The following is a 23435-nucleotide window of genomic DNA, read 5'->3' as shown; positions in this document are numbered from 1 at the left end:
ATGGGGGATCCTCTCTGGGCAGCGACTATAGGGGCGCAACGCCGCTGTGCAAAAGGTGAAGTGTCCTCGCCGCCTTTTCACCATTTGGCAGGTGATTGCTGATATGCGCGCATTCGATGACAGACGCAGCGAAACCTTCCGTTCTGGTGACCGGCGGCGCCGGATATATTGGCAGCCACGCCGTGCTGGCCCTGCGCGATGCCGGTTGGCCGGTTGCGGTGATCGACAATTTCTCGACCGGTTTCCGCTTTGCGATCCCCGACGGCGTGCCGATTTACGAAGGCGATATCGCTGATCGAGAGCTACTCGCGCGGATATTTACCGAGCAAAATACGCGTGCGGTTATGCATTTTGCCGGCTCGATCGTTGTGCCGGAAAGCGTCTCCGACCCGCTCAAATATTACAACAACAACACGGTGAAGAGCCGCGCGCTGATCGAGGCGGCGGTGGGGTCGGGCGTTCCGCACTTCATCTTCAGCTCCACAGCTGCGATCTATGGCATGCCCGAAGTCGCCGCTGTGACTGAGGATACGCCGCCCGCGCCGATCAACCCCTATGGCTGGTCGAAGCTGATGACCGAGCAGATGCTCGGCGACACAGCCAATGCGCATGCGATGAATTTCTGCGCGCTTCGTTACTTCAACGTCGCTGGTGCCGATCCGCAGGCGCGGACGGGGCAATCCACCGAAGGAGCGACGCATCTGATCAAGATCGCGGTCGAGGCGGCGCTGGGTAAGCGCACCCACGTCAATGTATTTGGCACCGATTACGATACGCCCGATGGCACAGGGGTGCGCGACTATATCCATGTGAGTGATCTGGCAGCGGCGCATGTGCTCGCGCTGGAGGCGCTGATTGAGCAGCCTAAGCGCTCGCTAACGATGAATTGCGGCTATGGTCGCGGCTTCTCTGTACTCGAAGTGCTCGATGCGGTGGACCGCGTGACGAATCTGACCGTCGAGCGGCGGATGGAAGGCCGGCGCGCGGGTGATTCGGATTCGCTGATTTCCGATCCTTCGCGCATCCGAAAGACGCTTCCATGGGAGCCAAAACACGCTGATCTCGACGTGATTATCGCCCATGCGCTGCAATGGGAGCGCAAACTGTCCGATCTGCGCGGTGAATAGCGCAGAAATGGTTGACCGGCGCAGAGCCTCACGCTAGGGGCCGCACTCGAAATTCATGAGCGCCGGGCTTCGGCTTGGCGCCTTTTTATTGCCGAAGTGCAGAATTCTAGAGAGCCGAACGATGAAAATCCGCAATAGCCTCAAGTCGCTGAAGAACCGCCACCGCGATTGCCGGGTGATTCGTCGCCGTGGCCGCACCTATGTAATCAACAAGACCAATCGCCGTTTCAAAGCCCGTCAGGGTTAAGGACGTCGATTGGCTGATTGCCCACGCGGGCAATCGAGCAAACCGCTAGCGGCCCGCCTCCACACCGGAGAGCGGGCCGCAGCCGTTTTGAGGAGCGACAATTTGAGCAAGGCAGTTGTCTTCGATGTCGGGCGCGTGCTGTTCCAATGGAACCTGCGCTTTCTGTTCAGCAAGCTGATCGCCGATGCATCCGAGCGCGCTTGGTTCCTTGCCAATGTTGTTACCGAAGAATGGCATTTCCAACATGATCGCGGGCGCGCGTTGGTGGAGATGGTCGAAGAGCGCTGCGCCGAATTCCCCGAACATGCGGGCCTGATCCGCGCCTACGCCGCTCGTTTCAACGAAACGGTGCCGGGACCGGTTGAGGGTTCGCTCGAGATTGTCGAGCGTCTCCATCAGGAAGGTGTTCCGATATACGGCCTGACCAATTTCGGACACGAGTTATGGGATCAATTCCGGCCGACCCAGCCGATCTTTGACCTGTTCGAGGATGTGATCGTCTCGGGAACCGAAAAAGTGGCCAAACCCGAAGCGCGCATCTACGAAATCGTCGAGGAGCGCAGCGGACGGACAGGGCGGGAATTGTTCTTCACCGACGACAACACCGCCAATATCGGCGCTGCCAAAGCGCGCGGCTGGGACGCGCATCTGTTCACCAATGCGGGCGCACTCGAAGAACAACTCAAAGGCGCGGGCTTTCTCGCATAAGAAAACCCCCGGCGGCAGCGTCTGGGGAACGTGCTGCGGCCGGGGGCTCAGGATGCCCGTGTGGAGAGTCGGGCGGGGGTATTCGGTTAGAGCCGCGTCGTTGGTTTAGTTGCCGTTGCAACGCGCCAAGCGGTCTTCGGCCAGTTCTTCGCCTTCGACTTTGAACGCGGTTATCTCGCCCATTTCACGGACAAGACCGCGGCAAATGCGCGTGGGGCGCGAATTGCCGCGATTGGCGACGCAGGTTGTGCCTTCGCAGGCCCAGGCAACACCGCGAGCGACGACCCGGTTGTCGTCGGCGGGCTGAGCCAAAGTCGCTGTGTAGTAGGGGCCGCTATTCTGGGCTGCGAGCGGGGCCGAGGAGGTGGCAACGCCAAAGCTCAGGCTGGTATAAAGCAGCGCGAGCACGAAAACGGACAGGCGGCGAGTGGGGGTTAGGGAGAGGGTCATCACAACATTCCTTTCAAGGACGGGGGTCTTGTGTCTCAAGTTCAGCCAACAAAGTCTCGATTCGAAACCAGTTGCGAATCACTACTTATGTGCTTACAGTTTAAGTTGCAACTAGAAACTGGAATAAATTTCCGCCGCACGTTTTCAACCGACTTGCACTCGATATGCGGGTTTGCATTTTGCGATTTGGCCAAGGCGCGTTAGATAGGTTGCAGGAGACGGACTGATATGGGCGAAATGAGAGAACCTCTGCGCGAGCTGATCGATTGCGGTCTGCCTCAGGCGCTTGAAGTGATGGGCGAGCGGTGGTCATTCATGATCCTGCGCGCGAGCTTCAACGGGCTGCACCATTTTGAAGAGTTTCTCAGTGAGCTGGGCATCGCCCGCAATATTCTGTCCAACCGGCTCGCAAAGCTGGTCGAACACCGCATTCTAAAGCGCGAGCCTTGCGCAGATGATCGCCGAAAGATCGAATACCGACTGACCGATAAGGGTCTTGATCTGCTCCCGGCCATGATTGCTCTGCGTCAATGGGGCCAGAAATATGGCGCGGAATTTGTGACCGAGGACCCTGTGCTGGTCGACGAACGCGACCGTTTGCCAATCGGCTTGGTCTCGATTCTGTCGCATGACGGGCGGATACTCGGACCGATGGACCTTAATATGATCGCGCGCGCGGACGTCGGCAAACGCAGCGATGGCAGCATGGCCGAGGCAGCAGATGGGCTCGCGCGGGGCGATGTGGTCGATCTCGAAACAGCCAAACGGGTCGCCGCAGGCTAATTCTCATTCCGCTGGCCTTTCGTCAGCATTGCAGGAACCGGTTCAAAAATGAGCCTCGCATCAGGCGCTGACCTGCAGGACATTCTGCGCTCGACCTTCGGCTTTACCGGATTTCGCGGGACGCAAGAATCAGTGATCACGCGGATCATGTCAGGTGAGCATACGCTTGCGTTGATGCCCACCGGCGCGGGTAAGTCGCTGTGTTATCAGCTGCCCGCGCTGGCACTATCCGGCACCGCCATCGTCATTTCGCCGCTGATCGCTTTGATGCAAGACCAGATTCGGGCGGCTAAAGCGATCGGGATCAATGCAGCCTCGATGACGTCGGCCGACATGGACAATGCCGAGACTGCGGAAAGGATGCGCGCGGGGGAGCTCGACCTTCTCTATGTTGCGCCCGAGCGCGCCAACACGTCCGGCTTTCGCGCGCTGCTGGAGCAGGCCGACATCGCGCTCTTTGCTATTGATGAGGCGCATTGCGTATCCGAATGGGGCCACGATTTCCGCCCAGATTATCGCGGCCTGCGCCCGATGCTCGACCAGTTCGCCTATGTGCCGCGCCTGGCGCTCACGGCAACGGCAGACGAAACCACGCGGGCGGATATACTCAAGCAGCTGGGCATTTCACCCGAAGGCTTGATCAAGGCGGGGTTCGACCGCCCCAACATTCGCTACACGATCAGCGCGCGCCAGAACGCAGCAAAGCAGCTTGCTGATTTCGTCCAGCGCACGCCGGGTGCAGGCATTGTCTATGCGACCAGCCGCCGCGCAACCGAGGACATAGCGCAAAAGCTTAAGGCAACGGGCCGCCCAGTCGGCGCCTATCATGCGGGCCTTCCACCCGAAGAGCGCGCCGCGACGCAAGCGGCGTTTGTGGCTTCCGAAGACATGGTGATGGTCGCCACGATCGCTTTCGGTATGGGGATCGACAAACCCGACGTGCGTTTCGTAGCCCATGCCGGCCTGCCCAAATCAATCGAGGCCTATTATCAAGAAACGGGCCGTGCTGGCCGTGATGGCGACCCCGCTGAAGCGCAAATGTTCTGGAGCGCGACTGACTTCGCCAAGGCCCGCCAGTGGCTGGGCGATGTCGAAGAATCGCGAATGGCATCCGAACGTGCGCGGCTCAATTCTCTCGCCGCTTTGGTAGAAAGCGCCGGGTGCCGCCGTGCAATCCTCCTGCGGCACTTTGGCGAGGAGCCGGAGCAGAACTGCGGCAATTGCGATAACTGCCTCGAACCGCCCAATGTCCTCGACGTGACTGAGATCGCGCAAAAGCTGCTCTCGGCGGTCTATCGCACCGGCCAGAGCTTCGGGATCGGCCATGTCGAGAAGGTCTTGCTGGGCCGCGATGATGATCGCGTGCGCCAGCGCGGGCATGACAAGCTCACGGTATTTGGCATTCTCAAGGACGAAGAAGCGCCGCTGCTCCGCCCTGTCATGCGAAGCCTCATGGCCTACGAGATGCTTGCGACAACCGAGCATGGCGGCCTCGCGCTCGGGACCAATGCCCGCGATGTCTTAAAGGGCCACCGGGCGGTCGCGATTACCGAGCCGCCCAAGAAAAAGCCGCGCCGCCGTGGTGGCAGTGCGGGTGCAATTCCCAATCCGGTCGGCGATCCGCTCTTCGATGCCTTGCGCGCGCGCCGTGCAGCATTGGCCAAGGAGCATTCGGTCCCCGCTTACATCATCTTCCACGACAGCGTTTTGCGCGCGATGGCGAGCGAGCGCCCCGGGACTCTGGCGATGATGGGTGAGTTGCAAGGCGTCGGCGAGAAAAAGCTCGACACATGGGGCGGCGAATTCATCGAAGTGATCCGCGAATTTGAGGCAGGCTAGTCGGCACTGTTTGCGCGCATGTGTGCTTATTGCCGGCCGATCATCTGCCGGTAACTGAGCGCCTCTGCGATATGCCCGCGGCCCACTTGGTGAGCGCCTGCAAGATCGGCGATGGTGCGCGCGACCCTTAGCATTCTTGTATAGCTGCGCGCAGACAGGCGCAGTTTCTCCGCCGCCTGCATTAAGAGAGTGCGCCCGGCATCATCGGGCGAAGCATGGGCTTCCAGCCGCTCGCCTTCCAGCTCTGCGTTGGAGCGCACACCGCGTTCATTTGCTTGCGCTCTTGCCGCAGCGACCCGGCGGGCGACTTCGGCACTACCTTCGGCGGGCGGAGGCAGCGAGAGGTCCATGGCCGAAACCGCGCCAACCTGGACATGGCAATCAATCCGGTCGAGCAGCGGGCCGGAAAGCCGTGCCTGATATTCGGTCGCGCAGCGCGGTCCGCGCGCACAGACATGCCCCGGCTCACCCGCATGGCCGCAGCGGCACGGGTTCATCGCCGCAATCAGCTGCACTCTGGCCGGGAAACTGACATGCGCATTGGCGCGCGCGACATCGACCTGACCTGTTTCAAGCGGCTGCCGAAGCGAATCGAGCACGGGCCGCTGAAACTCGGGCAATTCGTCAAGGAACAGCACACCTAGATGTGCGAGGCTGACTTCACCGGGGCGCACTTTCAGGCCTCCACCTGTGAGCGCCGCCATACTTGCCGAATGGTGAGGTGCGCGGAAAGGGCGCGCTCGGCTGATCCGACCGGCCTGTAATGTCCCCGCCACCGATTGCACCATCGACACTTCCAGCGCTTCGGCGGGAGTGAGTTCTGGGAGGATACCGGGAAGGCAGCTGGCCAGCAGGCTCTTGCCCGAACCCGGCGGGCCGACCATCAGCAGATTGTGCCCGCCAGCTGCCGCAATCTCTAGCGCGCGTTTGGCAGTTTCCTGACCCTTTACCTGTTTGAGGTCGGAAGCAGGCGGCGCGTCTTCGACGTCTCCGCGCTCGGGTTCGGCAAGAACCTGTGAACCTTTGAGATGGCCAAGCAATGAAGCGAGATCGCGCGGTGCCAGCACGGGAACTCCGCTGGCCCAGCGCGCTTCGGAACCTTGTTCGGCAGGGCAGATCAATCCGCAATCGGCCTCGCTTGCATGAAGCGCCGCGATCAGTACGCCCGGCGAAGCGACGACGCGGCCATCGAGCGAAAGCTCACCCACCGCGACCCAGTCGCCCAGTTGCTCGGCATCGGTCACGCCCATTGCGGCGAGCAAAGCCAGCGCGATCGGCAGATCGTAATGCGATCCGTCTTTGGGAAGGTCCGCAGGCGAGAGGTTGATGGTGATCCGCTTTGGCGGCAGCGCGAGGCCCATTGCGGACAAAGCGGCCTGCACCCGCTCGCGACTCTCGCTCACCGCCTTATCCGGTAAACCCACTACGGAAAAACGCGGAAGGCCCGAGGCCACCTGGCACTGTACTTCGACCTGCCGTGCCTCAAGGCCCAAATAGGCAACTGTCCGTACAAGCGCGACCAAGCCGACATACCCCTGTTTACAGAAACGACGCATTTCTGCGGTTTCCATTTGTGCAGCCTTAATAGGGCCTTGTCGAGTACTTAGGCACGACTACGCAAGGAAGTTGCAAGCATAAACCTTTTCAAATTCTGAACCCGCTGTTCCGTAGATAGATGGCATGAAACAGATCGCCACTTTCTTCGCGCTTATCCAGCTTGTCATTCTCTCCAGCCCCGTGCTGGCACAGGATGCCGCCGATTATTACGGCGCGCGGACTGTGACGAGCGAGACCTGGGTGGAGGAATGGGACGCAGCGAGCGGCCAGTGGGTGCGCGTTGCGGATCGCGGTGCGGCTGATGCCGACCTTCCGACGATCACCTCCACTGCATCCTTTGTTACCGGAGGCGAAGTTCGCGAAGCAGCGCGTTATGCTCTGCCGTCTGCTCCGCAGAGCAACGCTACGATGCTCGCGCAATATGGGCCGTTCGTTGTCACCAGCGCGACCCGCGCGGCGATGGTCGGCTCGACCGACAGCGCGTCGCCTTCACACTTTGACGCGATGATCCGCGACTTTCCCGAGCTCGCCGTACTCGATCTGGTTGAAGCACCCGGCACCAGCAACGACATCGCCAACCTCGCAGTTGCTCGCCGTATCCGCGCTAATGGTATTGCCACGCATGTCCCCAATGGCGGGTCGGTTCGTTCGGGCGCGGTTGAGCTATTCCTTGCCGGTGCGACCCGCACGTTGGAAGAAGGCGCTATGTTCGCGGTGCATTCCTGGCTCGACAATCACGGCAATGAAGCCGACGATTTCCCTGCGGATCACGCAGCGCACCGCCTCTATCTCGATTTCTATGTCGAAATGGGCATGAGCGAAGAGCGCGCACGCGGCTTTTACGACATGACCAATTCGGTTCCGCATGCAGATGCTCTGTGGCTGCGCGCTGCTGATATGCGCCCTTGGCTGCACGCAGAAGCTGCGCCGAAGCACGAGTTTGCGCAGCCGGTGATTATGGCAGCGGCCCAGCCTGCCCTGACAGTCGTTGAATTTGTGGGAGCCGATGCCGCGGTCGAGCTTGACGTGCCGGCGATTGACTATAGCGATCTCGACAGCGTGAACCTTGCGATTCTCGGCTCGGATGCCTTGACTCAGGGCTAGGTTTCCAATAGTTGCGCGCGCCTGATCCGGACATTCCTGATGGATGGCCGAAACAGGTCGCCGTTGCCGAGGCTGATTTGACGCCGAAGCCGAGAGCGCCCAATTTTTGAATTCGAGGATACAATGAAGCGGACTTTCCAGCCCAGCAATCTCGTTCGTGCCCGCCGGCACGGTTTCTTTGCGCGCAAGAAGACCCCCGGTGGTCGCAAGGTTCTGCGCGCACGCCGCAGTCGCGGTCGTAAAACTCTCTGCGCGTAACCTTTGCGAAGGCGCCTCCGCGCCTTCGTCCTCGCTAGACGCGCAGCAAAGCTGCGCACGCTGCGGGCGGGCAGTCGCCCTTGCGGGCTCCCTTTGGGAGCCCGTTTGCGTTACTGAACTCTCGATGCCTCAAGTCCTCACCAAGCGCGCAGATTTCCTCGCTGCCAATAAAGGCCTGCGCAATGCGCGGGCCGGATTTGTGCTATTGACGCGGCCCAATGGCGGCGAAGGTCTTCGCTACGGTATCACCGTTACGAAGAAGATCGGCAATGCGGTGGTGCGCAACCGGATGAAGCGCCGCTTTCGCGAACTCTTGCGCGCGGCCCTGCCAGACAGCGGCTTGCCGGATCACGACCACGTCCTGATCGGACGCGCGGGCGGAGTCGAGCGCGATTTTCACACCATGGCGCAGGAGCTGGAACAGGCTCTCATGCGGGCGAAGGAGGGCAAGGGTGACAGCGCGCGCGGTCGTCGCCCCCGGCGAGGGAATCGCAAATCGTGAAGCACGTTTTCATTCTCATCGCACGGCTTTGGCAGATCGGTCCTTCGCGCATTATTCCGCCTACCTGCCGCTATTCGCCCTCTTGCAGCCACTATGCGATCGAGGCGCTGTCAAAATATGGCGCTCTCAAGGGTGGATGGCTTGCGATAAAGCGTATAGGGCGCTGCCATCCATGGGGAGGGCACGGCCATGACCCGGTTCCTTAGGCTTGGGCCTGGGGGCTGGAAATTGCCACTGTCATACCCATCTAACACACTTCGGACGTCTCTTCGCTAGGGTAAAATCTTGGACAACCAGCGCAATCTTCTGCTCGCCGTTCTTCTCTCGGGCCTGCTCCTACTCGGCTGGGATGTTGGCATGCGGTATTTCTATCCCGCACCTCCCGAAAGCGAAGTGGCTGAAACCACTGCTGCGACTGCTGATTCCCCCGATGGTGCGACAAGCGGCACTTCGACGAGCGATCTTGGCGAAGCGGCTGCAGCTGAGGGTCCGGTCGATCTTGCAACGGCGCTAGCCGATCCCAACCGGGTTATCATCGACGCGCCGCGCGTAGCGGGGTCGATCAACCTTGTCGGCGCGCGGATCGATGACATCGTGCTCAAGGATTACAATGAGACGACCGAAGACGGGTCGGACCCCGTCCGCCTGTTCGCACCCGAACGCTCCGAGTTTGAACATTTCGCTGAGTTCGGCTTTGTCGTCGGCGGCGAACGCATGTCGAGCCGCGCAATCTGGCAAGCCGATGGTGAGCGATTAACTGCTGACAATCCCGTTACGCTTTCGCGCACCGATGAGAACGGGATCACCTATCGCATCCGCCTGTCGATTGACGATCAGTACATGATCGCAGCCGAACAATCGGTCGAGAACACCAGTGAAAACGCGGCGATCGTCCAGCCCTTCGCCTATGTGAAGCGCACCGATATCAACGCGACACCCGGCATCTTTATCGCGCATACCGGCCCGACCGGCGTTTTCGACGGCACGCTCTACGATCCGAACTACTACGAAGACCTAGCTGAGATCGAGCGTGACACGCCGGCAGGCGAGGCATCGTGGCTTGGCTTTACCGACAATTACTGGTTTTCCGCATTGATCCCAGGTGAAGGTGAAACAGATACGGTTGGCTGGCGCTCGCTCGGGGACAATCTGTTCCGCGCGGACCTTATCTATGACAGCGTCACCGTCCCCGCTGGCGGCACCGTGACCCAGTCGACGCAGCTATTTGCCGGCGCAAAGGAAAGCGTGGTCCTCGACCAGTACGAAGAGACCGGCATAACCTATTTCGGCAAAGCGATCAGCTGGGGCTGGTTTGAATGGTTTGAAAAGCCGCTTCTCTGGCTGCTGCGCTGGCTCAACGGCCTCGTGGGCAATTTCGGTGTCGCGATCATTCTGCTCACCGTCATCATTCGCGGGCTGATGTTCCCGATTGCGCAAAAGCAGTTTTCGTCGATGGCCGCGATGAAGGCGGTCCAGCCGAAGATGAAGGCGATTCAGGAGCGCTACAAGGACGATAAGCAGCAACAGCAGCAAAAGATCATGGAGCTGTATAAGGAGGAGAAGGTTAATCCGCTCGCCGGGTGCCTGCCGCTTATCATCCAGATCCCGATCTTCTTTGCGCTTTACAAGGTGCTCTATCTCGCCATCGAGATGCGGCACGAAGAATTCCTCTACATCAGCGACCTCAGCGGACCCGACCCCGCGAACCTTGCCAATCTGCTATCGCTGATCGGCATAAACGTGCCGGGCTTCCTGATGATCATCTTCGGCATCGGCGTGTTCGCGGTGTTGCTCGGCGTTACGATGTGGCTGACTTTCAAGCTCAACCCGAGCGCGATGGACCCGATGCAGCAGCAGATTTTCAATCTGATGCCGTGGATCCTGATGTTCGTGATGGCGGGCTTTGCCTCGGGCCTGCTCATCTACTGGGTGACATCGAACATTCTGACACTGGCGCAGCAGACCTATCTCTATTCGCGGCACCCGCAATTGCGCGCGGCGGCGGAGAAAGAGAAGGCTGAGAAAGCCAAGCAGAAAGCACGCGAAGACGCGGAAAAGAGCGGGACGTGACGCCTGAAGAAGAGCGCGAGATACGCTTCCGCGAGGAAGCCGCATCGCGCCTGTTCTCAGGCCGCGTCGACTTCCTGCTGTCCGCACCGCAGCTCAAGTTTTTGCCTGAACCGACGGTGCCCGAGATCGCCTTTTGCGGGCGCAGCAATGTCGGCAAGTCGTCGCTGCTCAACGCGCTGACCGGGCGAAAGGCAATCGCGCGCGCATCGGTAACGCCGGGCCGCACGCAGGAGCTGAACTTCTTCGAAGTCGGTGATCCGCTCCAGTTCCGCCTCGTCGATATGCCCGGCTACGGCTTTGCCAAGGCGCCGGTGAAGGTCGTCGAGAAGTGGAAGAGCCTCGTCAAATCATTCCTGCGCGGGCGGGCAGTGCTGGCCCGCAATCTGGTTCTGGTCGACAGCCGCCACGGCCTCAAAGATGTCGACCGCGAGATGATGAAGATGCTCGACGAGGCAGCGGTCGGCTATCGCATCGTTCTGACCAAGACCGACAAGATCAAAGCCAGCGATCTGGAGCGGGTAGCGAACAAGGTCGCGGATGAAGCGCGCAAACACGTCGCCGCGCATCCCGAACTGCACCTCACCAGCAGCGAAAAAGGCATGGGCATCGCGGCCCTGCGTGCCGCAGTGATCGAAGATGCGCTGGGTCAGAGCTGGTTCGAGCGCTCTTGATTCGCGGATAGCGCGGCCAATCTATTGGGTATGAAGCCCGATCACATCACCATCCTCGTCCGCTCTCTGGCAAAGAGTATGCCCTATTATGACGCGCTCCTCCCGTTGCTTGGCTACGACAAGCAGAAGGACCACATCTGGCATGATGGCGACGGTTTCTATCTCCAGTTTTCACAGGCGAAGTCCGACACCGCCGATTACGCGCGCTACGCCCCGGGCATGAACCATCTCGGCTTTGGTGCGCCCGATGCAGATTTTGTCCGCATGGTGCGCGAAACCATGGCCGCAAAAGGGTTCGCGGTGCCCGATATCCAGGATCTTGGTGGCGCGACTGCGCTTTTCATGAAAGACCCGGATGGCATCCGTTTCGAGATCACCCATTACCCGCCCGGCATGGCGGTGGTGGACTGATACCAGCGCATTACCGTTCTACCAGCGTTCGGCTGGCTTCGTTCAGTGGTCTTGCAATTTGCGCTAATCCCCTGTTCAAGCCGTGCCATTGATGAGCGTGTGGAATGAGATGGCGACAGCCTCCCGAGCGCTCCCACAAGACAGAAAGCGAACCTTATGACCGCCCGCAAAATTGCAACCATTCTCACGACCGTCTCGGCCACCGCATTGCTGGCTGGCTGCGCGACCTATTCGCAAGGCACCGACATGGACCCGATCGCAGAGGCCGAAGCTGCCGCCGACTACAATCCGGTGATCCCCGAAGGGACAGGCTATTTCGCATCGGACAGCGCGCTGCCGTTCCACGCGCCCGACTTCACCCAGATCAGCGAAGATGACTATGTGCCAGCCTTCGAGCAGGGCATGACAATCCAGCTCGCCGAAGTGCAGGCGATCATCGACAATCCTGCGGCGCCGAGCTTTGACAACACCATTGTCGCGCTGGAGAAATCGGGCGCGATGCTGGGCCGAGTGGCCAGCGTATTCTTCCAGCTCACCGGTACGAATACGACAGACGGGCTCGACGCGATCAACACCGAAATCAGCCCGCGCCTGTCCGCGCATTTTGACAGCATTACGCTCAACCCAGCGCTGTTTGCCCGGGTGAAAGCCGTTTACGACAACCGCGCTGCGATGACGATGACCGTCGAAGACGCGATGCTGCTCGAGACAACCTATCGCGACATGGTTCAGGCTGGCGCGCTGCTGTCAGAGACAGAAGTCGAGCAGGTCAAGGCGATCAACACGCAGCTTTCCACGCTCACCACCGAATTTGGCCAGTTGGCGCGCGATGCGATGGCGGATCAGCCGTTGATCGTCGACACGCGAGAAGAACTGGCCGGCATGTCGGATAGCGACATTCAGGCAGCGGCTGACTTCGCTGCCGAAAAAGGCCATCCGGGCAAATTCGCCATTGCGCTCCAAAACACGACGCAGCAGCCGGTGCTTCCAGTGCTCGAAAACCGCGCGACGCGTGAGGCTCTGTTCCGACTCAGCCACGACCGTGCCGACGGCAATCGCGGCGTTGATACGCGCGACCTGATCGCCCGCATCGCTCTGCTGCGCGCAGAGAAAGCAGCGCTGTTCGGAAAGCCCGACTGGGCGAGCTACACCATGTATGACCGGATGGCGCAGGAACCGCGCACCGCGCTCGATTTCATGGAGCAGATGGTCCCCGCGCTCGCCGCAACCCAGCGCCGCGAGGCGGAGATGCTCAACGAAGCGATCCGCGCCGATGGCGGCGATTTCACCGTCCAGCCGTGGGACTGGTACCGCTACGCCAACAAGATCAAGGCCGAGCAATACGACTTGGATGAAGACGCGGTGATGGAATATTTCGTTCTCGAGAACGTGCTCGAAGACGGGATCTTCCACATGGCGCAGGAACTCTACGGCATCACATTCGAGCGCCGCACCGACCTGCCGACCTATCACGAGGATGTGTGGGTCTACACCGTGTTCGAAGAGGACGGATCGGAGCTTGGTCTGTTCTATTTCGACCCGTTCCAGCGCCCCTCAAAGCGCGGCGGTGCGTGGATGGGCAATTTTGTCGACCAAAGCTACATGACGGGCAACAAGCCGGTCATCTACAACGTCCTCAACATCCCAAAGGCGCCCGAAGGCGAAGTGCAACTGGTCAGTTTTGACTGGGTCAACACGGCCTTCCACGAATTTGGCCACGCCGCCCACGGCATGTTTGCAGACCAGAAGTATGAGAGCCTTTCAGGCACTGCGACCGCACGTGACTTTGTCGAATATCCCAGTCAGGTCCACGAAATGTGGGCGGTCTGGCCGTCGATCCTGTCCAACTATGCAAAGCATTACGAAACCGGCGAGACGATCCCTGCCGAGATGATCGAGCGGATCGAAGCTGCCGCGAAATTCAACCAGGGTTATGATTTCGGCGAAGTTGTCGAAGCCGCTCTGCTCGACATGCAGTGGCATGCACTTTCGCCTGAGCAAGCGCGCGAGCTGGTTGGCAACCCCGATGCTGTCGATGCGTTCGAGCGTCGCTCGCTCACCGATCTGGGCCTCGAGATTGATCTGGTACCGCCGCGTTATCGCAGCACCTATTTCAACCACATCTTCAGCTCACCCGCAGGCTATTCGGCCGGTTATTACAGCTATCTGTGGACCGAGATGCTCGACCGCGACAGCCGCAAATGGTTCCGCGAAAATGGCGGCCTGACGCGCGCGAACGGCCAGCACTACCGCGACACCGTGCTCAGCCGCGGCGGGACGATGGACTATTTCGAAATGTTCGAAAACTTCGCCGGACGCCAGCCCGACGTGCAGCCGATGCTCGAAGCGCGCGGGCTTACAGGCGAGTAGTTGGCTGGCGAGTGATGCGATAAAGGGGCAGCTCTTCGCGCCTAACTGGCGAAGAGCTGCCCCGCCGTCCTACAAATCTTCTTCAAACCAACTGCTGACATCGTCGCCTTCAGCCTCTTCGTCTGCGCCGAAGGAGCGCGAACCGGGAATGAGTTCGGCGGCATCGCTGGCTTCTATCCCGCCAAATGCTGATTCTGATGCGCCTTCGCCTGAGGATTCCTCGTCGACCTCCGGCAGAAAGAGGCCGATGATGAAAAACAGCACAAGAATTGCGGCCGCGATGCCGAGGATCCAGTAGATATTTGCCCAGATCAGGTCGACGGCGAGCCAGATTAAGAATGAACGCATAATTCCCCCAGCCGCGAATATGACGCGCCATGGAATCCTGCGCAAGTCAGCTGGCGAAGAGCTGCCCCATATCGGCGAACGCCTTGAATTCCAGCGCGTTCCCGGATGGGTCGCGCAGGAACATCGTGGCCTGCTCACCGGGCCGGTCGCGGAAGCGGATTGTGGGTTCGATCACGAAGTGGGTGCCCGCTGCTTTGAGTTTGTCAGCCAGCGCCTGCCAATCCTCCATCGACAGGACCAGCCCGAAATGCGGGATCGGCACGCCGTGCCCGTCAACGTGGTTGCTGGCTGCATCGCCCGCTTTGCCGGGTGCCAGATGGGTAACGATCTGATGCCCGCGAAAATCGAAGTCGATCCACTCGTCCGACGAGCGTCCTTCTGAGCACCCCAGCAATTCGCCGTAGAACCGGCGTGCGGCGTCAAGATCATCGACTGGGAAGGCGAGGTGGAACGGGGCTAAAGTCATATCTGCGGCACTCTCTTGCGGTTTCCGGCAACCGTAACCCGTTCAGCCTCGACAGCGAAACACTGAATATCTACGACGAGGGCAAATCCGGACTGGATAAGGTGGAACAAGGCGGACCCATGAAGCTCATTATCGGCAATAAGAACTATTCGAGCTGGTCGCTGCGCGGCTGGCTTGCAGCCAAGCAATCGGGGCTGGGTTTTGAAGAAATCATTGTCCCGTTGCTTGGCGAGCAATGGGAACAGCGCAAGCAGAATGAAGAATTCCAGCCCTCCAGCGGCAAGGTTCCGATCTTGTGGGACGGCGACAATGTGATCTGGGACAGCCTGGCAATCATGGAATATCTCGCCGACAAAGTGGGGCGCGATCGATTCTGGCCCAAGGACGAGGCTGCGCGCGGTATGGCCCGCGCGATGGTGGCGGAGATGCACAGTTCCTACGCGGGATTGCGCAGCGATTTGCCGATGAATGTGCGCCGCCGCATCCAGCTCCAATCCGTCTCTGATCAGACCAAGGCCGATATTGTCCGAATCCTCCAGCTCTGGGCAGAAGCGCGCGCGCGGCATGGCAGCGCGGGACCGTTCCTGTTCGGCACATTCGGGGCCGCTGACATATTCTACGCGCCGGTGGTTTCGCGCTTCATCACTTACGGGATCGGCGTACCAGGCTTTGCACAAAGCTATATGCAGGCGATCTGGGAACATACCTGGATGGAAGAATGGATCACTGCCTCACAGGACGAAGAATGGGTGATCGAGCAATATGACGCGGTAGGGGCGAAGTGATGATGCGCCAGCTGGTCGCCGTGTTTTGTGCGCTGGCGCTGATGGTGCCAGCACCAGCCTCGGCATGGGGCTTTTACGCCCATGAAACCACTGCCGATATCGCCGAGGCCAATGTCTCGCCCGAGACCCGCGCCAAGATCCGTCAGCTGATGCGTTCGGAGGCCATGCTGGGCACGCCCGAATGCGCGCTGGCGACGATACAAGACGCGAGCGTCTGGCCTGATTGCGTGCGCCGAACATTCTGGCGCTGGGGCTACACCGCTGCATGGCATTACCGGACCACTCCGATCTGCGAGGCCTACAATCCGCGCGCCAATTGCTCGGGCGGGAATTGCGTGACCGCGCAGATTGAGCGCAGCCACCGCATCCTCGCCGATGAGAGCCTGCCCGATCATATCCGGCTCGAAGCGCTGGCCTTCATGGTCCACTTCACAGGTGACATTCACATGCCGCTCCATTCAGGCGACCGCGATGATCGCGGCGGCAATGACCGTGAGACCGATTATGGCATTGTGCCCAGCTTGAACCTGCACTGGATCTGGGATGGCCCGATGGCCGAGCGCGCGATCAGCGATCCGGCTGACCCCGTCATCAGGCGTTATTCGGCCGCCGAACGGGCGGAACTAGCCGGAGGCGCTGCGGCTGACTGGGGCCGCGAAAGCTGGGAGATCAGCCGTAGTTTCGTCTATCCAACCGCCTTCGACACAGACGATGTGTGCGGCGCGGAGCTGCCGATGAAGACGGCGCTATCGCAGGAAGACATCGTGCGCGGCGTGCCGATTGCTAAGCGCCGCGTTCAGCAGGCGGGCCTCAGGATAGCTGACCTTCTCGAAAGCGCCTTTGCGCCCGGACCGCTCGCCGCGCCGGAGCGTTAAAGCAACGCTCTTGAGAGGAACCACCCGCCGACGCAGAGCATGATTAGAGCGAGCACCCGTCTGATCGGGATTGCACGACCCTTGTCGATCAGTATGGGCCGAAGCGGTTCCGCAGCAAAGACAAGCGCGAGGTGCACCAGCGTGGCGATGAGAACGCTAATCCCGGCGAGCGTGATCGCCTGCACGTAGGTTGGCCGGGCATCGCTGACGAATTGGGGCATGACCGTGATGAAGAAAAGCGTCGCTTTGGGGTTGAGCAGGTTGATAGTGAAGCCGGCGGCGAAACTGCGCTGCGTCTTGTCACGCGGGACATTGGTGGGAGAGCTCTCGCCCTCGCCCTGCCACGCCTCCCAGGCCAGCCACGCCATCATCACCGCGCCTAGCAGCGAGATTCCCCTAGCTAGCCACTCGCTATGCTGAAGAACAAAACTGACCGCGAGAACGCTAATCGTGGCATTGGCTGCGAGCCCCGTCGCGATTCCGGTTATAGCGGCAAGCCCGGATCTGCGCCCTTCTGACAAGGTCAAGGCAACCAGCCACGCCATGTTCGGGCCGGGCGTCAGCTCGACCAGGAGGACGGCAAATGCGAAGCCAAGAAGATCCATCAATCGGCCACGATATCAGGCAATTCGTTCGGTCGTATAACGGGTGCCGTCCTTGCGCGCATAGCCGTCGGCGTCGAACACCATGTCGATGTCGGGATACTCGCCCGAGTCGCTGTCTCGTGCGCCTGCGCTGATCGCGACGAATGTGCAGGGCTTGTCCGAGCGATTGTGCAGCCGGTGGCCGTTCTCCGCGCCCGCTGGCCATGCGAGCACGTCGCCTGACCGCACAATGACTTCGCCCTCATCCTCGATCAGCACGGCCTCACCTTCCAGCATCACCACCAGCTCGTCCTGCCCGCGATGCCAATGCCGCTGCGATGAGAATGCTCCCGGCTCCAGCATCACGTGGCTCGCCCCCATTTTCGTGAGGCCCGAAGCTGGTGCGAGCCTGCGATACCAGCGCCCCTGCACATCTTCGTCGAAGGGCGCGGGGTAACCGGTCACATTGGTCCGGGTGATGGCGTCGAGATCGAGCTTGGGCATTCGCGGATTCTCCTGCTAGCGGTGGGGTTATGAGTTACAGTCTCGATTACGCCAAGCGTCTGATCGCTGAACCCAGCGTTACCCCGGCCACCGGATCGGTCTTCGATGCAATGGAGGCGATGCTCACACCTCTCGGCTTTGCGGTCCACCGCTTCCAGCGCGGCGACGGAGCATCGGGAACAGAGGAGGCTCCGGTCGAGAACCTTTTCGCCATCCGCCGCGGCCCAGAAGGTTCCAAACACTTCGCCTTCGCAGGCCACCTCGATGTCGTCCCACCGGGCGAGGGCTGGGTCAGCGACCCTTTCGAACCGACGACACGCGGCGAGCTGCTCTATGGCCGCGGCGCGGTCGATATGAAGAGTGCAATCGCTTGTATGGTCGCGGCGGTAAATGACGTGCCGCAAGAGGCGGGCACAATCAGTTTTATCATCACCGGCGATGAAGAAGGCCCCGCGCTTCACGGCACCCGCGCATTGATCGACTACATGGACGCCGAAGGGATCAAGCCTGACCTGTGCCTTGTCGGAGAGCCGACCAGCGTCAACCAGCTCGGTGATATGATGAAGATCGGGCGGCGCGGCTCGGTCAATATCTGGCTAACGGTCGATGGCACGCAGGGCCACGTTGCCTATCCGCATCTCGCCGACAATCCGATCCCGAAACTGGTCGCGATGCTGGCTGAGTTGGACGCGCTGGTGCTCGACACCGGCACCGACTGGTTCCAGCCTTCAAACCTTGAGATCACAGACCTCGAAGTCGGCAACCAAGCGCACAATGTTATCCCGCAAGAGGCCAAAGCGCGCATCTCGATCCGCTTCAACGACCTGCACACAGGCAGCACCCTGTCTGAGCGCGTGGTCGCGATTGCAGAGAAACATGGGGGCCGCGCGCTGCCGATCATTTCGGGCGAACCGTTCCTTACCGCGCCGGGCGGCTTTTCCAACATGCTGGCCGCAGCGGTCGAGGCCGAAACCGGTATCAAGCCGGAACAATCGACCAGCGGCGGCACGTCCGATGCGCGCTTTCTGCGCAATGTCTGCCCCGTGATCGAGTTCGGCCTGTGCAACGCAACGATGCACAAACGCGACGAAGCGGTAGCCATCGCCGACTTGGATAGGCTAGCCCGTATCTACACACGAGCCGCGCTGGGGGCGTTGGCGCTCGAAGAATAACAAGAGAGAGGCGTTCGCGCATGAAATTCTGGTTTGCAATTCCGCTGTGGCAGCGCGTGATTGGTGCGCTCATTCTGGGCATCGCGCTGGGCCTTTATTGGGGCCCCGAGGCGGAAGGCATCAAGTGGATTGGCGACTTCTTCATCAAGTCGATCAAGATGCTGGTCGTCCCGCTGATCTTCTTCAGCCTCGTATCCGGCGTCGCTGCGATCGGCGATTTGCGCAAACTCGGCGCAGTGGGCGGGCGGGCTCTCGCGCTGTTTGTGGTGAGCGGCCAGATCGCCGTGTGGCTTGGACTTGCGCTGGGTACAGGCGCGGTCAACCTCGGCCTCTTCCCGAGCAGGGAAGAGCTGGGCACGCCCGATGTGCCTACCCCGCAGCCCAACGAAACCACCGCAGTGGACATGGTGCTTTCGATTGTCCCCGAAAGCCCGGTGCAAGTGATGGCCGATGTCGCGGTGCTGCCGCTGATCGTCTTCTCGCTGCTGATCGGCATTGGCATCCTGATGGCAAAGGAAGAGGGCGAGCCGGTCCAGAAGATCTTCGATAGCGGCTCTGTCATCATGCAGAAGGTCACAATGATCGTGATGGAGCTGACCCCGTTTGGCGTCTTTGCGCTGATGGCATGGGTCGCGGGCACGCTGGGCGTTGATGCGTTGAAGGCGCTCAGCTGGCTGGTCGTGCTCAACTATCTCGGTTGCCTGCTGATCATCGGGGTGATGTATTCGGCGATGATCAAGTTGATCGCGAAACTGCCTGTGATCGACTTCTTCCGCGGGATCGTGGACGCGATGGCGGTGAGCTATTCGACTGCAAGCTCCAACGCGACCCTGCCCGTCACCTTGCGCTGCACGCGGCGCAATCTGGGCGTGTCGAACTCGGTGGCGAGCTTCGTCGTCTCGCTGGGCGCGACGATCAACATGAACGGCACCGCGATGTATCTGGGCCTTGCGACGCTGTTCGGGGCGTCGATCTTTGGCGTGGACCTGACATGGGGCCAGTATTTCCTGATCTCGATCCTTGCGACTTTGGGCGCGATTGGCGCAGCGGGCATTCCGGGTGCGGGCCTGATTATGATGGCGCTGGTCTTCGGCGCGGTCGGCGTGCCGCTTGAGACGATTGCCTTTGTCGCTGGTGTGGACCGGATCATGGACATGATGCGCACGACGACGAACGTGTCAGGCGATGCGGCAGTGGCGACGACTGTGGCAAGCATGACGGGTGAAATCGACCGGGCTGAGATGATTTCGGCGGATGATGTTTAGGGCTGTCCTCGCCGGTCTGCTCGCACTGACATCGCTGCCTGCACTCGCGCATGGAGAAGAAGCAGCGCCAGACCCGCAGCGCGCAATCGTCTCGGCTTATGTTGATGCGTATAATCAGCGCAATCTCGATGCGATGCTCGCGCTTATGCATGACGATGTGCAGTGGCTAAGCGTCGAAGCGGACACCGTGACTGTATTCGCGGACGGGAAGGCGGATTTGGCAACCCAGATGCGCGACTACATGACCTCGCCAATGGTGACGACGAGCGAGGTCAGCGCCGGTTTCGTGGACGGCAACTTCGTCGCGGTTACAGAGATCGCGCGCTGGACGAATGGTGAAGGCGAGGAACGCGAGCAATCCGCGCTTGCGGTTTACGAGATTGAGGACGGTTTGGTGCGCCGGGTCTGGTACTACCCCGCGACTCGCTGATCACCGCCGACGAGTTCGACAAAGCGGAGATGGTTTGGGCGGATGATGTTTAGGGGCTTATGATGCCCTTCAACTTGGATCGGCTTGAATCCAAATTGTCTGCACCTGATACTTCTCCGCCCATTCTTGTGCGGCGGAAAGCGCATCTTTGAGCGAATTGACGTGCTCGGCCAAAGATCCGTAGCCGACCCATTCGCCACACGCGCGTCGCGAGGCACCAGTTCCGAAAAAACGGCCGTCGGATGAAGCCTCGATCACCAGCCAGGGCTCTTCTTCGTGATCCGGCATTTTTTCGCCCGGTCGAAGATAGACCAATTCAGCCATCAAACCCGCCCCCTAGGCTTCTCCAGCACCTTCTTCCTGAAGCTGCACAGGTCCACCTGACCACACCGCCAGCACTCCGGCGTCCTTGCCTTGCACACATAGCGGCCATGCAGGATCAGCCAGTGATGTGCGTGCAAGCGGAAAGGTTGCGGCACACGCTTTTCCAGTTTGGCCTCGACATGATCGGGCGTCTTTCCCTTCGCCAGACCTGTGCGATTGCCGACGCGCAGGATGTGGGTGTCGACGGCAAATGTCTCCTGCTTGAACCAGCAATTGAGCACCACATTTGCAGTCTTGCGGCCCACTCCGGGTAGCCGCACAAGGTCCTCGCGCGTGTCCGGAACCTCGCCGCCATAATCGTCAATCAGCAGCTTTGAGAGCGCGATCACGTTCTTCGCCTTGGAGTTGAACAGCCCGATCGTCTTGATGTGCTCGATCAGCCCCTCAAGCCCCAGATCGAGCATCTGCTGCGGCGTCTCAACTCGCGCAAACAGCGCGCGCGTTGCCTTATTCACGCCGACATCGGTCGCCTGCGCGGAGAGGGCGACCGCAACGACGAGCTGGTAGGCATTGCCATATTCCAGCTCGGTCTCGGGCTCAGGATTGTCCTCCGCAAGCCTGCGGAAGAACTCGAATATCTGGTCTTTGGTCACTCGATGTCAGTAGCGGGCGGATTGGCCGCTTTCCACTCCATTGCCGAACGTACGCGGTTTTCGACTGTGGGGTGGGTGTAAAAGATCGTCTCTTCCAGATCACTCGCCAGCGGGTAGCGATACTCAGCTGTCTTCACGAGCGCGCTCGACAGCGCATCGGGTAGGTTAACATTGCGCAGCGAATAGGCATCCGCTTCGCGCTCACCCATCCGGACAATGCCGTTTAAGGCAGGTTGAGCGAGGGTGAAGAAGGTGCCGATCAGGAAGAACAACACCGCGACCCCGCGCACATCGCCAAGCTCGGCATCCGTGCCGAATTTGCGGGCGAACCATGCGTAGGTTCGGGCGGTCAGGAAGAAGACCCCAATCGCCATCAGGCTGACCACTGCAATCATGCGCCAGACATGACCGAGCACATAATGCCCGATCTCGTGGCCCGTTACCGCCTTCACTTCGTCGAGCGACGCTTCTTCCATCGCAACATCCGAGATCGCAATTCGCGCAGAGCCTCCGATGCCGGAGACGTTGGCGGTGAAATTCTCGGACTGGCGCGACCCATCAAACATGAAGATGCGGTCTGCCGGGATACCTGCCTCGGCACCCAGCGCGTGAACGGCATCGCGCACTTCGCCTTCGGGGATCGGCTCGAATTCGTTGAACATCGGCTCAATCACCGCAGGTGAAAGCAACATGGTGAAGGCTGTGAAGGCTGCGACGAGCCCGCCCGACCATATCCACCAGAATCGTCCCGTTCGGCGGATCAGCAGATATATGCCGACCACCAGAAGCGAGAACAGCAACGCCGAAATTGCCGTTCCGAGCGCGGTTTGGGAGAGGTAGTCACCCAGCGGCTGGCTGGTGCGGCCATAGTTCGTTTCACGCCACCAATCGGTGTAGATCGAATAGGGGAGGGTGAGCAGTGTGCTTACAATCGTGAACATCGCCGCGACGACATAGACCCGCAGATTTTGCCATTTGTCGCTGATTTTCGAGAAAATCCAGTCAAGCACACCGCTCTTCACGATCAGCCAGGTCACAAGCGCCCCGACAACGATGCCAGCAAGGATCAGCCAATGATTGCCGGTCGTGTAGTCCCGCGCGAGCTCGAGCTCTTCTGCGGACAAGGTGTTGATATAGGCCTCGGTAGCGGCCTGTGGGTCAAAGCTCATCTGTCGTCCCTCCCGTTATTCTTGGTTTTTTTAGAGCCCCAAAACATCTTCCATGCTGTAGCGACCCGGCTTGCGCCCGATGAGCCACGCGGCCCCGCGCACGGCTCCGCGCGCAAAGATCATGCGGTTTTCGGCGGAGTGCGAGATGGTGAGGCGTTCTTCATCGCCTGCAAAGATCACCGAATGCTCGCCTGCTACTGTGCCGCCGCGCAGGGTGGCAAAGCCGATATGCCCCTTGCCGCGCGGCCCGGTATAGCCGTGGCGACCGCTTTCCAGATTGTCGCTAAGGTCAATCCCGCGCGCTTCTGCTGCCGCTTCACCCAGCAGGTTCGCAGTGCCGGACGGTGCATCGACTTTCTGCCGGTGATGCATTTCGAGAATTTCGATATCCCAGTCGCTTGCCAGCCTTGAGGCGGCCTCGCGCACGAGATGCGCCATAAGTGTCACGCCAAGCGAGGTGTTGCCGGTTTGCAGGACAGGGACGGTGCGAGCAGCCTCGTCAATCAGCGCGTGATGGGATGGCTCAAGCCCCGTGGTGCCGACCAAGATCGGGACACCTGCGACCCGCGCTGCGGCCAGATTGGCTTCGAGTGCATCCGGCGCGGAGAAATCGACCACTACATCGCATTGCGAGACGATAGGACGAGGATCGCCGCCCATATCGACGCCGACTTTGAATTGATGGCCCGCTTCCTCGATTGCGCTCGCCAGCGCCTGACCCATACGGCCCTTGTGCCCGATGACTGCAAACTGCACCATTGAT

The 23435-nt window shown here is 60.4% G+C and carries 28 protein-coding genes; 18 read left to right on the top strand and 10 right to left on the bottom strand.

All coding sequences use genetic code 11. The features are described 5' to 3' along the window. Positions 1 to 116 precede the first annotated feature (116 nt). From galE to Q0887_RS10090, 3 genes are all read left to right on the top strand, one after another. Positions 117 to 1127 (top strand): UDP-glucose 4-epimerase GalE, encoded by a 1011-nt coding sequence (gene galE, locus Q0887_RS10100; RefSeq protein ID WP_299194543.1) that lies wholly within the window; start codon positions 117 to 119, stop codon positions 1125 to 1127. 121 nt (positions 1128 to 1248) lie between these two features. Then, positions 1249 to 1374: a type B 50S ribosomal protein L36 gene (ykgO, locus tag Q0887_RS10095; RefSeq protein ID WP_007165381.1), complete on the top strand. Its 126-nt coding sequence runs from the start codon at positions 1249 to 1251 to the stop codon at positions 1372 to 1374. Positions 1375 to 1476: 102 nt separating this feature from the next. Further along, positions 1477 to 2082: an HAD-IA family hydrolase gene (locus Q0887_RS10090; RefSeq protein ID WP_299194539.1), complete on the top strand. Its 606-nt coding sequence runs from the start codon at positions 1477 to 1479 to the stop codon at positions 2080 to 2082. A 105-nt stretch (positions 2083 to 2187) separates the two neighbouring features. Here Q0887_RS10090 and Q0887_RS10085 read toward each other — a convergent pair whose 3' ends face one another. Further along, a complete protein-coding gene (locus Q0887_RS10085; RefSeq protein WP_299194536.1) occupies positions 2188 to 2532 on the bottom strand; it encodes a hypothetical protein in 345 nt (114 codons plus the stop codon). Between the two features lie 228 nt (positions 2533 to 2760). On the opposite strand from Q0887_RS10085, the gene Q0887_RS10080 reads away from it, so the two are divergent. After that, positions 2761 to 3315, top strand: a complete 555-nt coding sequence (locus Q0887_RS10080) for a helix-turn-helix domain-containing protein (RefSeq protein WP_299194533.1) — start codon at positions 2761 to 2763, stop codon at positions 3313 to 3315. Positions 3316 to 3363: 48 nt separating this feature from the next. Beyond that, on the top strand, positions 3364 to 5154 hold the full coding sequence (recQ, locus tag Q0887_RS10075) for a DNA helicase RecQ (protein ID WP_299194530.1): 1791 nt from the start codon (positions 3364 to 3366) through the stop codon (positions 5152 to 5154). A 26-nt stretch (positions 5155 to 5180) separates the two neighbouring features. On the opposite strand, the gene Q0887_RS10070 is transcribed toward recQ, so the two are convergent. Next, positions 5181 to 6677, bottom strand: coding sequence for a YifB family Mg chelatase-like AAA ATPase (locus Q0887_RS10070; protein WP_299195318.1), 1497 nt, complete (start codon positions 6675 to 6677; stop codon positions 5181 to 5183). 157 nt (positions 6678 to 6834) lie between these two features. Between Q0887_RS10070 and Q0887_RS10065 the strand changes: the two genes are divergently transcribed. From Q0887_RS10065 to Q0887_RS10030, 8 genes are all read left to right on the top strand, one after another. Beyond that, a complete protein-coding gene (locus Q0887_RS10065; RefSeq protein ID WP_299194527.1) occupies positions 6835 to 7815 on the top strand; it encodes an alpha/beta hydrolase in 981 nt (326 codons plus the stop codon). Positions 7816 to 7938: 123 nt separating this feature from the next. After that, positions 7939 to 8073, top strand: coding sequence for a 50S ribosomal protein L34 (gene rpmH, locus Q0887_RS10060; RefSeq protein WP_299194525.1), 135 nt, complete (start codon positions 7939 to 7941; stop codon positions 8071 to 8073). 124 nt (positions 8074 to 8197) lie between these two features. Then, positions 8198 to 8575 (top strand): ribonuclease P protein component, encoded by a 378-nt coding sequence (gene rnpA, locus Q0887_RS10055; RefSeq protein WP_299194523.1) that lies wholly within the window; start codon positions 8198 to 8200, stop codon positions 8573 to 8575. After that, a complete protein-coding gene (yidD, locus tag Q0887_RS10050; protein ID WP_299195316.1) occupies positions 8569 to 8781 on the top strand; it encodes a membrane protein insertion efficiency factor YidD in 213 nt (70 codons plus the stop codon). Before rnpA ends, yidD begins: the two co-directional genes overlap by 7 nt. 79 nt (positions 8782 to 8860) lie before the next feature. Next, positions 8861 to 10645 carry a membrane protein insertase YidC gene (gene yidC / locus Q0887_RS10045; RefSeq protein ID WP_299194520.1) on the top strand — a complete coding sequence of 595 codons (1785 nt, stop codon included), beginning with the start codon at positions 8861 to 8863 and terminating at the stop codon, positions 10643 to 10645. Continuing rightward, positions 10642 to 11316, top strand: a complete 675-nt coding sequence (yihA, locus tag Q0887_RS10040) for a ribosome biogenesis GTP-binding protein YihA/YsxC (RefSeq protein ID WP_299194517.1) — start codon at positions 10642 to 10644, stop codon at positions 11314 to 11316. Before yidC ends, yihA begins: the two co-directional genes overlap by 4 nt. A gap of 30 nt (positions 11317 to 11346) precedes the next feature. After that, positions 11347 to 11727, top strand: coding sequence for a VOC family protein (locus tag Q0887_RS10035; RefSeq protein ID WP_299194515.1), 381 nt, complete (start codon positions 11347 to 11349; stop codon positions 11725 to 11727). A 156-nt stretch (positions 11728 to 11883) separates the two neighbouring features. Next, positions 11884 to 14097 (top strand): M3 family metallopeptidase, encoded by a 2214-nt coding sequence (locus Q0887_RS10030; RefSeq protein ID WP_299194514.1) that lies wholly within the window; start codon positions 11884 to 11886, stop codon positions 14095 to 14097. A 69-nt stretch (positions 14098 to 14166) separates the two neighbouring features. On the opposite strand, the gene Q0887_RS10025 is transcribed toward Q0887_RS10030, so the two are convergent. Continuing rightward, a complete protein-coding gene (locus tag Q0887_RS10025) occupies positions 14167 to 14445 on the bottom strand; it encodes a hypothetical protein (protein WP_299194512.1) in 279 nt (92 codons plus the stop codon). A gap of 46 nt (positions 14446 to 14491) precedes the next feature. Continuing rightward, positions 14492 to 14911, bottom strand: coding sequence for a VOC family protein (locus Q0887_RS10020; RefSeq protein WP_299194509.1), 420 nt, complete (start codon positions 14909 to 14911; stop codon positions 14492 to 14494). Between the two features lie 119 nt (positions 14912 to 15030). Here Q0887_RS10020 and Q0887_RS10015 point away from each other — a divergent pair, with 119 nt between their 5' ends. After that, positions 15031 to 15696 carry a glutathione S-transferase family protein gene (locus Q0887_RS10015; protein ID WP_299194506.1) on the top strand — a complete coding sequence of 222 codons (666 nt, stop codon included), beginning with the start codon at positions 15031 to 15033 and terminating at the stop codon, positions 15694 to 15696. Then, complete coding sequence (locus tag Q0887_RS10010) at positions 15696 to 16571, top strand: S1/P1 nuclease (RefSeq protein WP_299194504.1); 876 nt, start codon at positions 15696 to 15698, stop codon at positions 16569 to 16571. The genes Q0887_RS10015 and Q0887_RS10010 overlap by 1 nt, the downstream gene beginning before the upstream one ends. Here Q0887_RS10010 and Q0887_RS10005 read toward each other — a convergent pair. Beyond that, positions 16568 to 17176, bottom strand: coding sequence for a LysE family translocator (locus Q0887_RS10005; protein ID WP_299194501.1), 609 nt, complete (start codon positions 17174 to 17176; stop codon positions 16568 to 16570). The two genes, Q0887_RS10010 and Q0887_RS10005, sit on opposite strands and share 4 nt — an antisense overlap. Before the next feature lie 15 nt (positions 17177 to 17191). Then, positions 17192 to 17659, bottom strand: coding sequence for a cupin domain-containing protein (locus Q0887_RS10000; RefSeq protein WP_299194499.1), 468 nt, complete (start codon positions 17657 to 17659; stop codon positions 17192 to 17194). A 29-nt stretch (positions 17660 to 17688) separates the two neighbouring features. Between Q0887_RS10000 and dapE the strand changes: the two genes are divergently transcribed. Genes dapE through Q0887_RS09985 form a run of 3 tightly spaced genes read left to right on the top strand, consistent with a single transcriptional unit; the run spans position 17689 to position 20526 of the window. After that, the gene (dapE, locus tag Q0887_RS09995) at positions 17689 to 18831 is read left to right on the top strand and encodes a succinyl-diaminopimelate desuccinylase (protein WP_299194496.1); all 1143 of its coding nucleotides are present in this window, start codon (positions 17689 to 17691) and stop codon (positions 18829 to 18831) included. Positions 18832 to 18851: 20 nt separating this feature from the next. After that, complete coding sequence (locus Q0887_RS09990; RefSeq protein ID WP_299194494.1) at positions 18852 to 20096, top strand: dicarboxylate/amino acid:cation symporter; 1245 nt, start codon at positions 18852 to 18854, stop codon at positions 20094 to 20096. Continuing rightward, complete coding sequence (locus tag Q0887_RS09985) at positions 20089 to 20526, top strand: nuclear transport factor 2 family protein (RefSeq protein WP_299194491.1); 438 nt, start codon at positions 20089 to 20091, stop codon at positions 20524 to 20526. The genes Q0887_RS09990 and Q0887_RS09985 overlap by 8 nt, the downstream gene beginning before the upstream one ends. Positions 20527 to 20595: 69 nt before the next feature. Here the strand turns inward: Q0887_RS09985 and Q0887_RS09980 are convergent, their stop codons facing one another. From Q0887_RS09980 to dapB, 4 genes are read right to left on the bottom strand one after another with little or no spacing between them, the layout of a single operon-like run. Next, positions 20596 to 20850 (bottom strand): hypothetical protein, encoded by a 255-nt coding sequence (locus Q0887_RS09980; protein WP_299194488.1) that lies wholly within the window; start codon positions 20848 to 20850, stop codon positions 20596 to 20598. Next, a complete protein-coding gene (nth, locus tag Q0887_RS09975; protein ID WP_299194486.1) occupies positions 20850 to 21503 on the bottom strand; it encodes an endonuclease III in 654 nt (217 codons plus the stop codon). The genes Q0887_RS09980 and nth overlap by 1 nt, the downstream gene beginning before the upstream one ends. Beyond that, entirely contained in the window at positions 21500 to 22672 is a 1173-nt protein-coding gene (locus tag Q0887_RS09970; RefSeq protein ID WP_299194483.1) for a M48 family metallopeptidase, read from the bottom strand. The genes nth and Q0887_RS09970 overlap by 4 nt, the downstream gene beginning before the upstream one ends. Positions 22673 to 22702: 30 nt before the next feature. Beyond that, complete coding sequence (gene dapB / locus Q0887_RS09965) at positions 22703 to 23431, bottom strand: 4-hydroxy-tetrahydrodipicolinate reductase (protein WP_299194480.1); 729 nt, start codon at positions 23429 to 23431, stop codon at positions 22703 to 22705. Between the last annotated feature and the right edge of the window lie 4 nt (positions 23432 to 23435).

It is taken from the genome of uncultured Erythrobacter sp. (genome assembly GCF_947492365.1).
Lineage (GTDB): Bacteria > Pseudomonadota > Alphaproteobacteria > Sphingomonadales > Sphingomonadaceae > Erythrobacter.
This window is presented reverse-complemented; position numbering and strand designations above follow the sequence as displayed.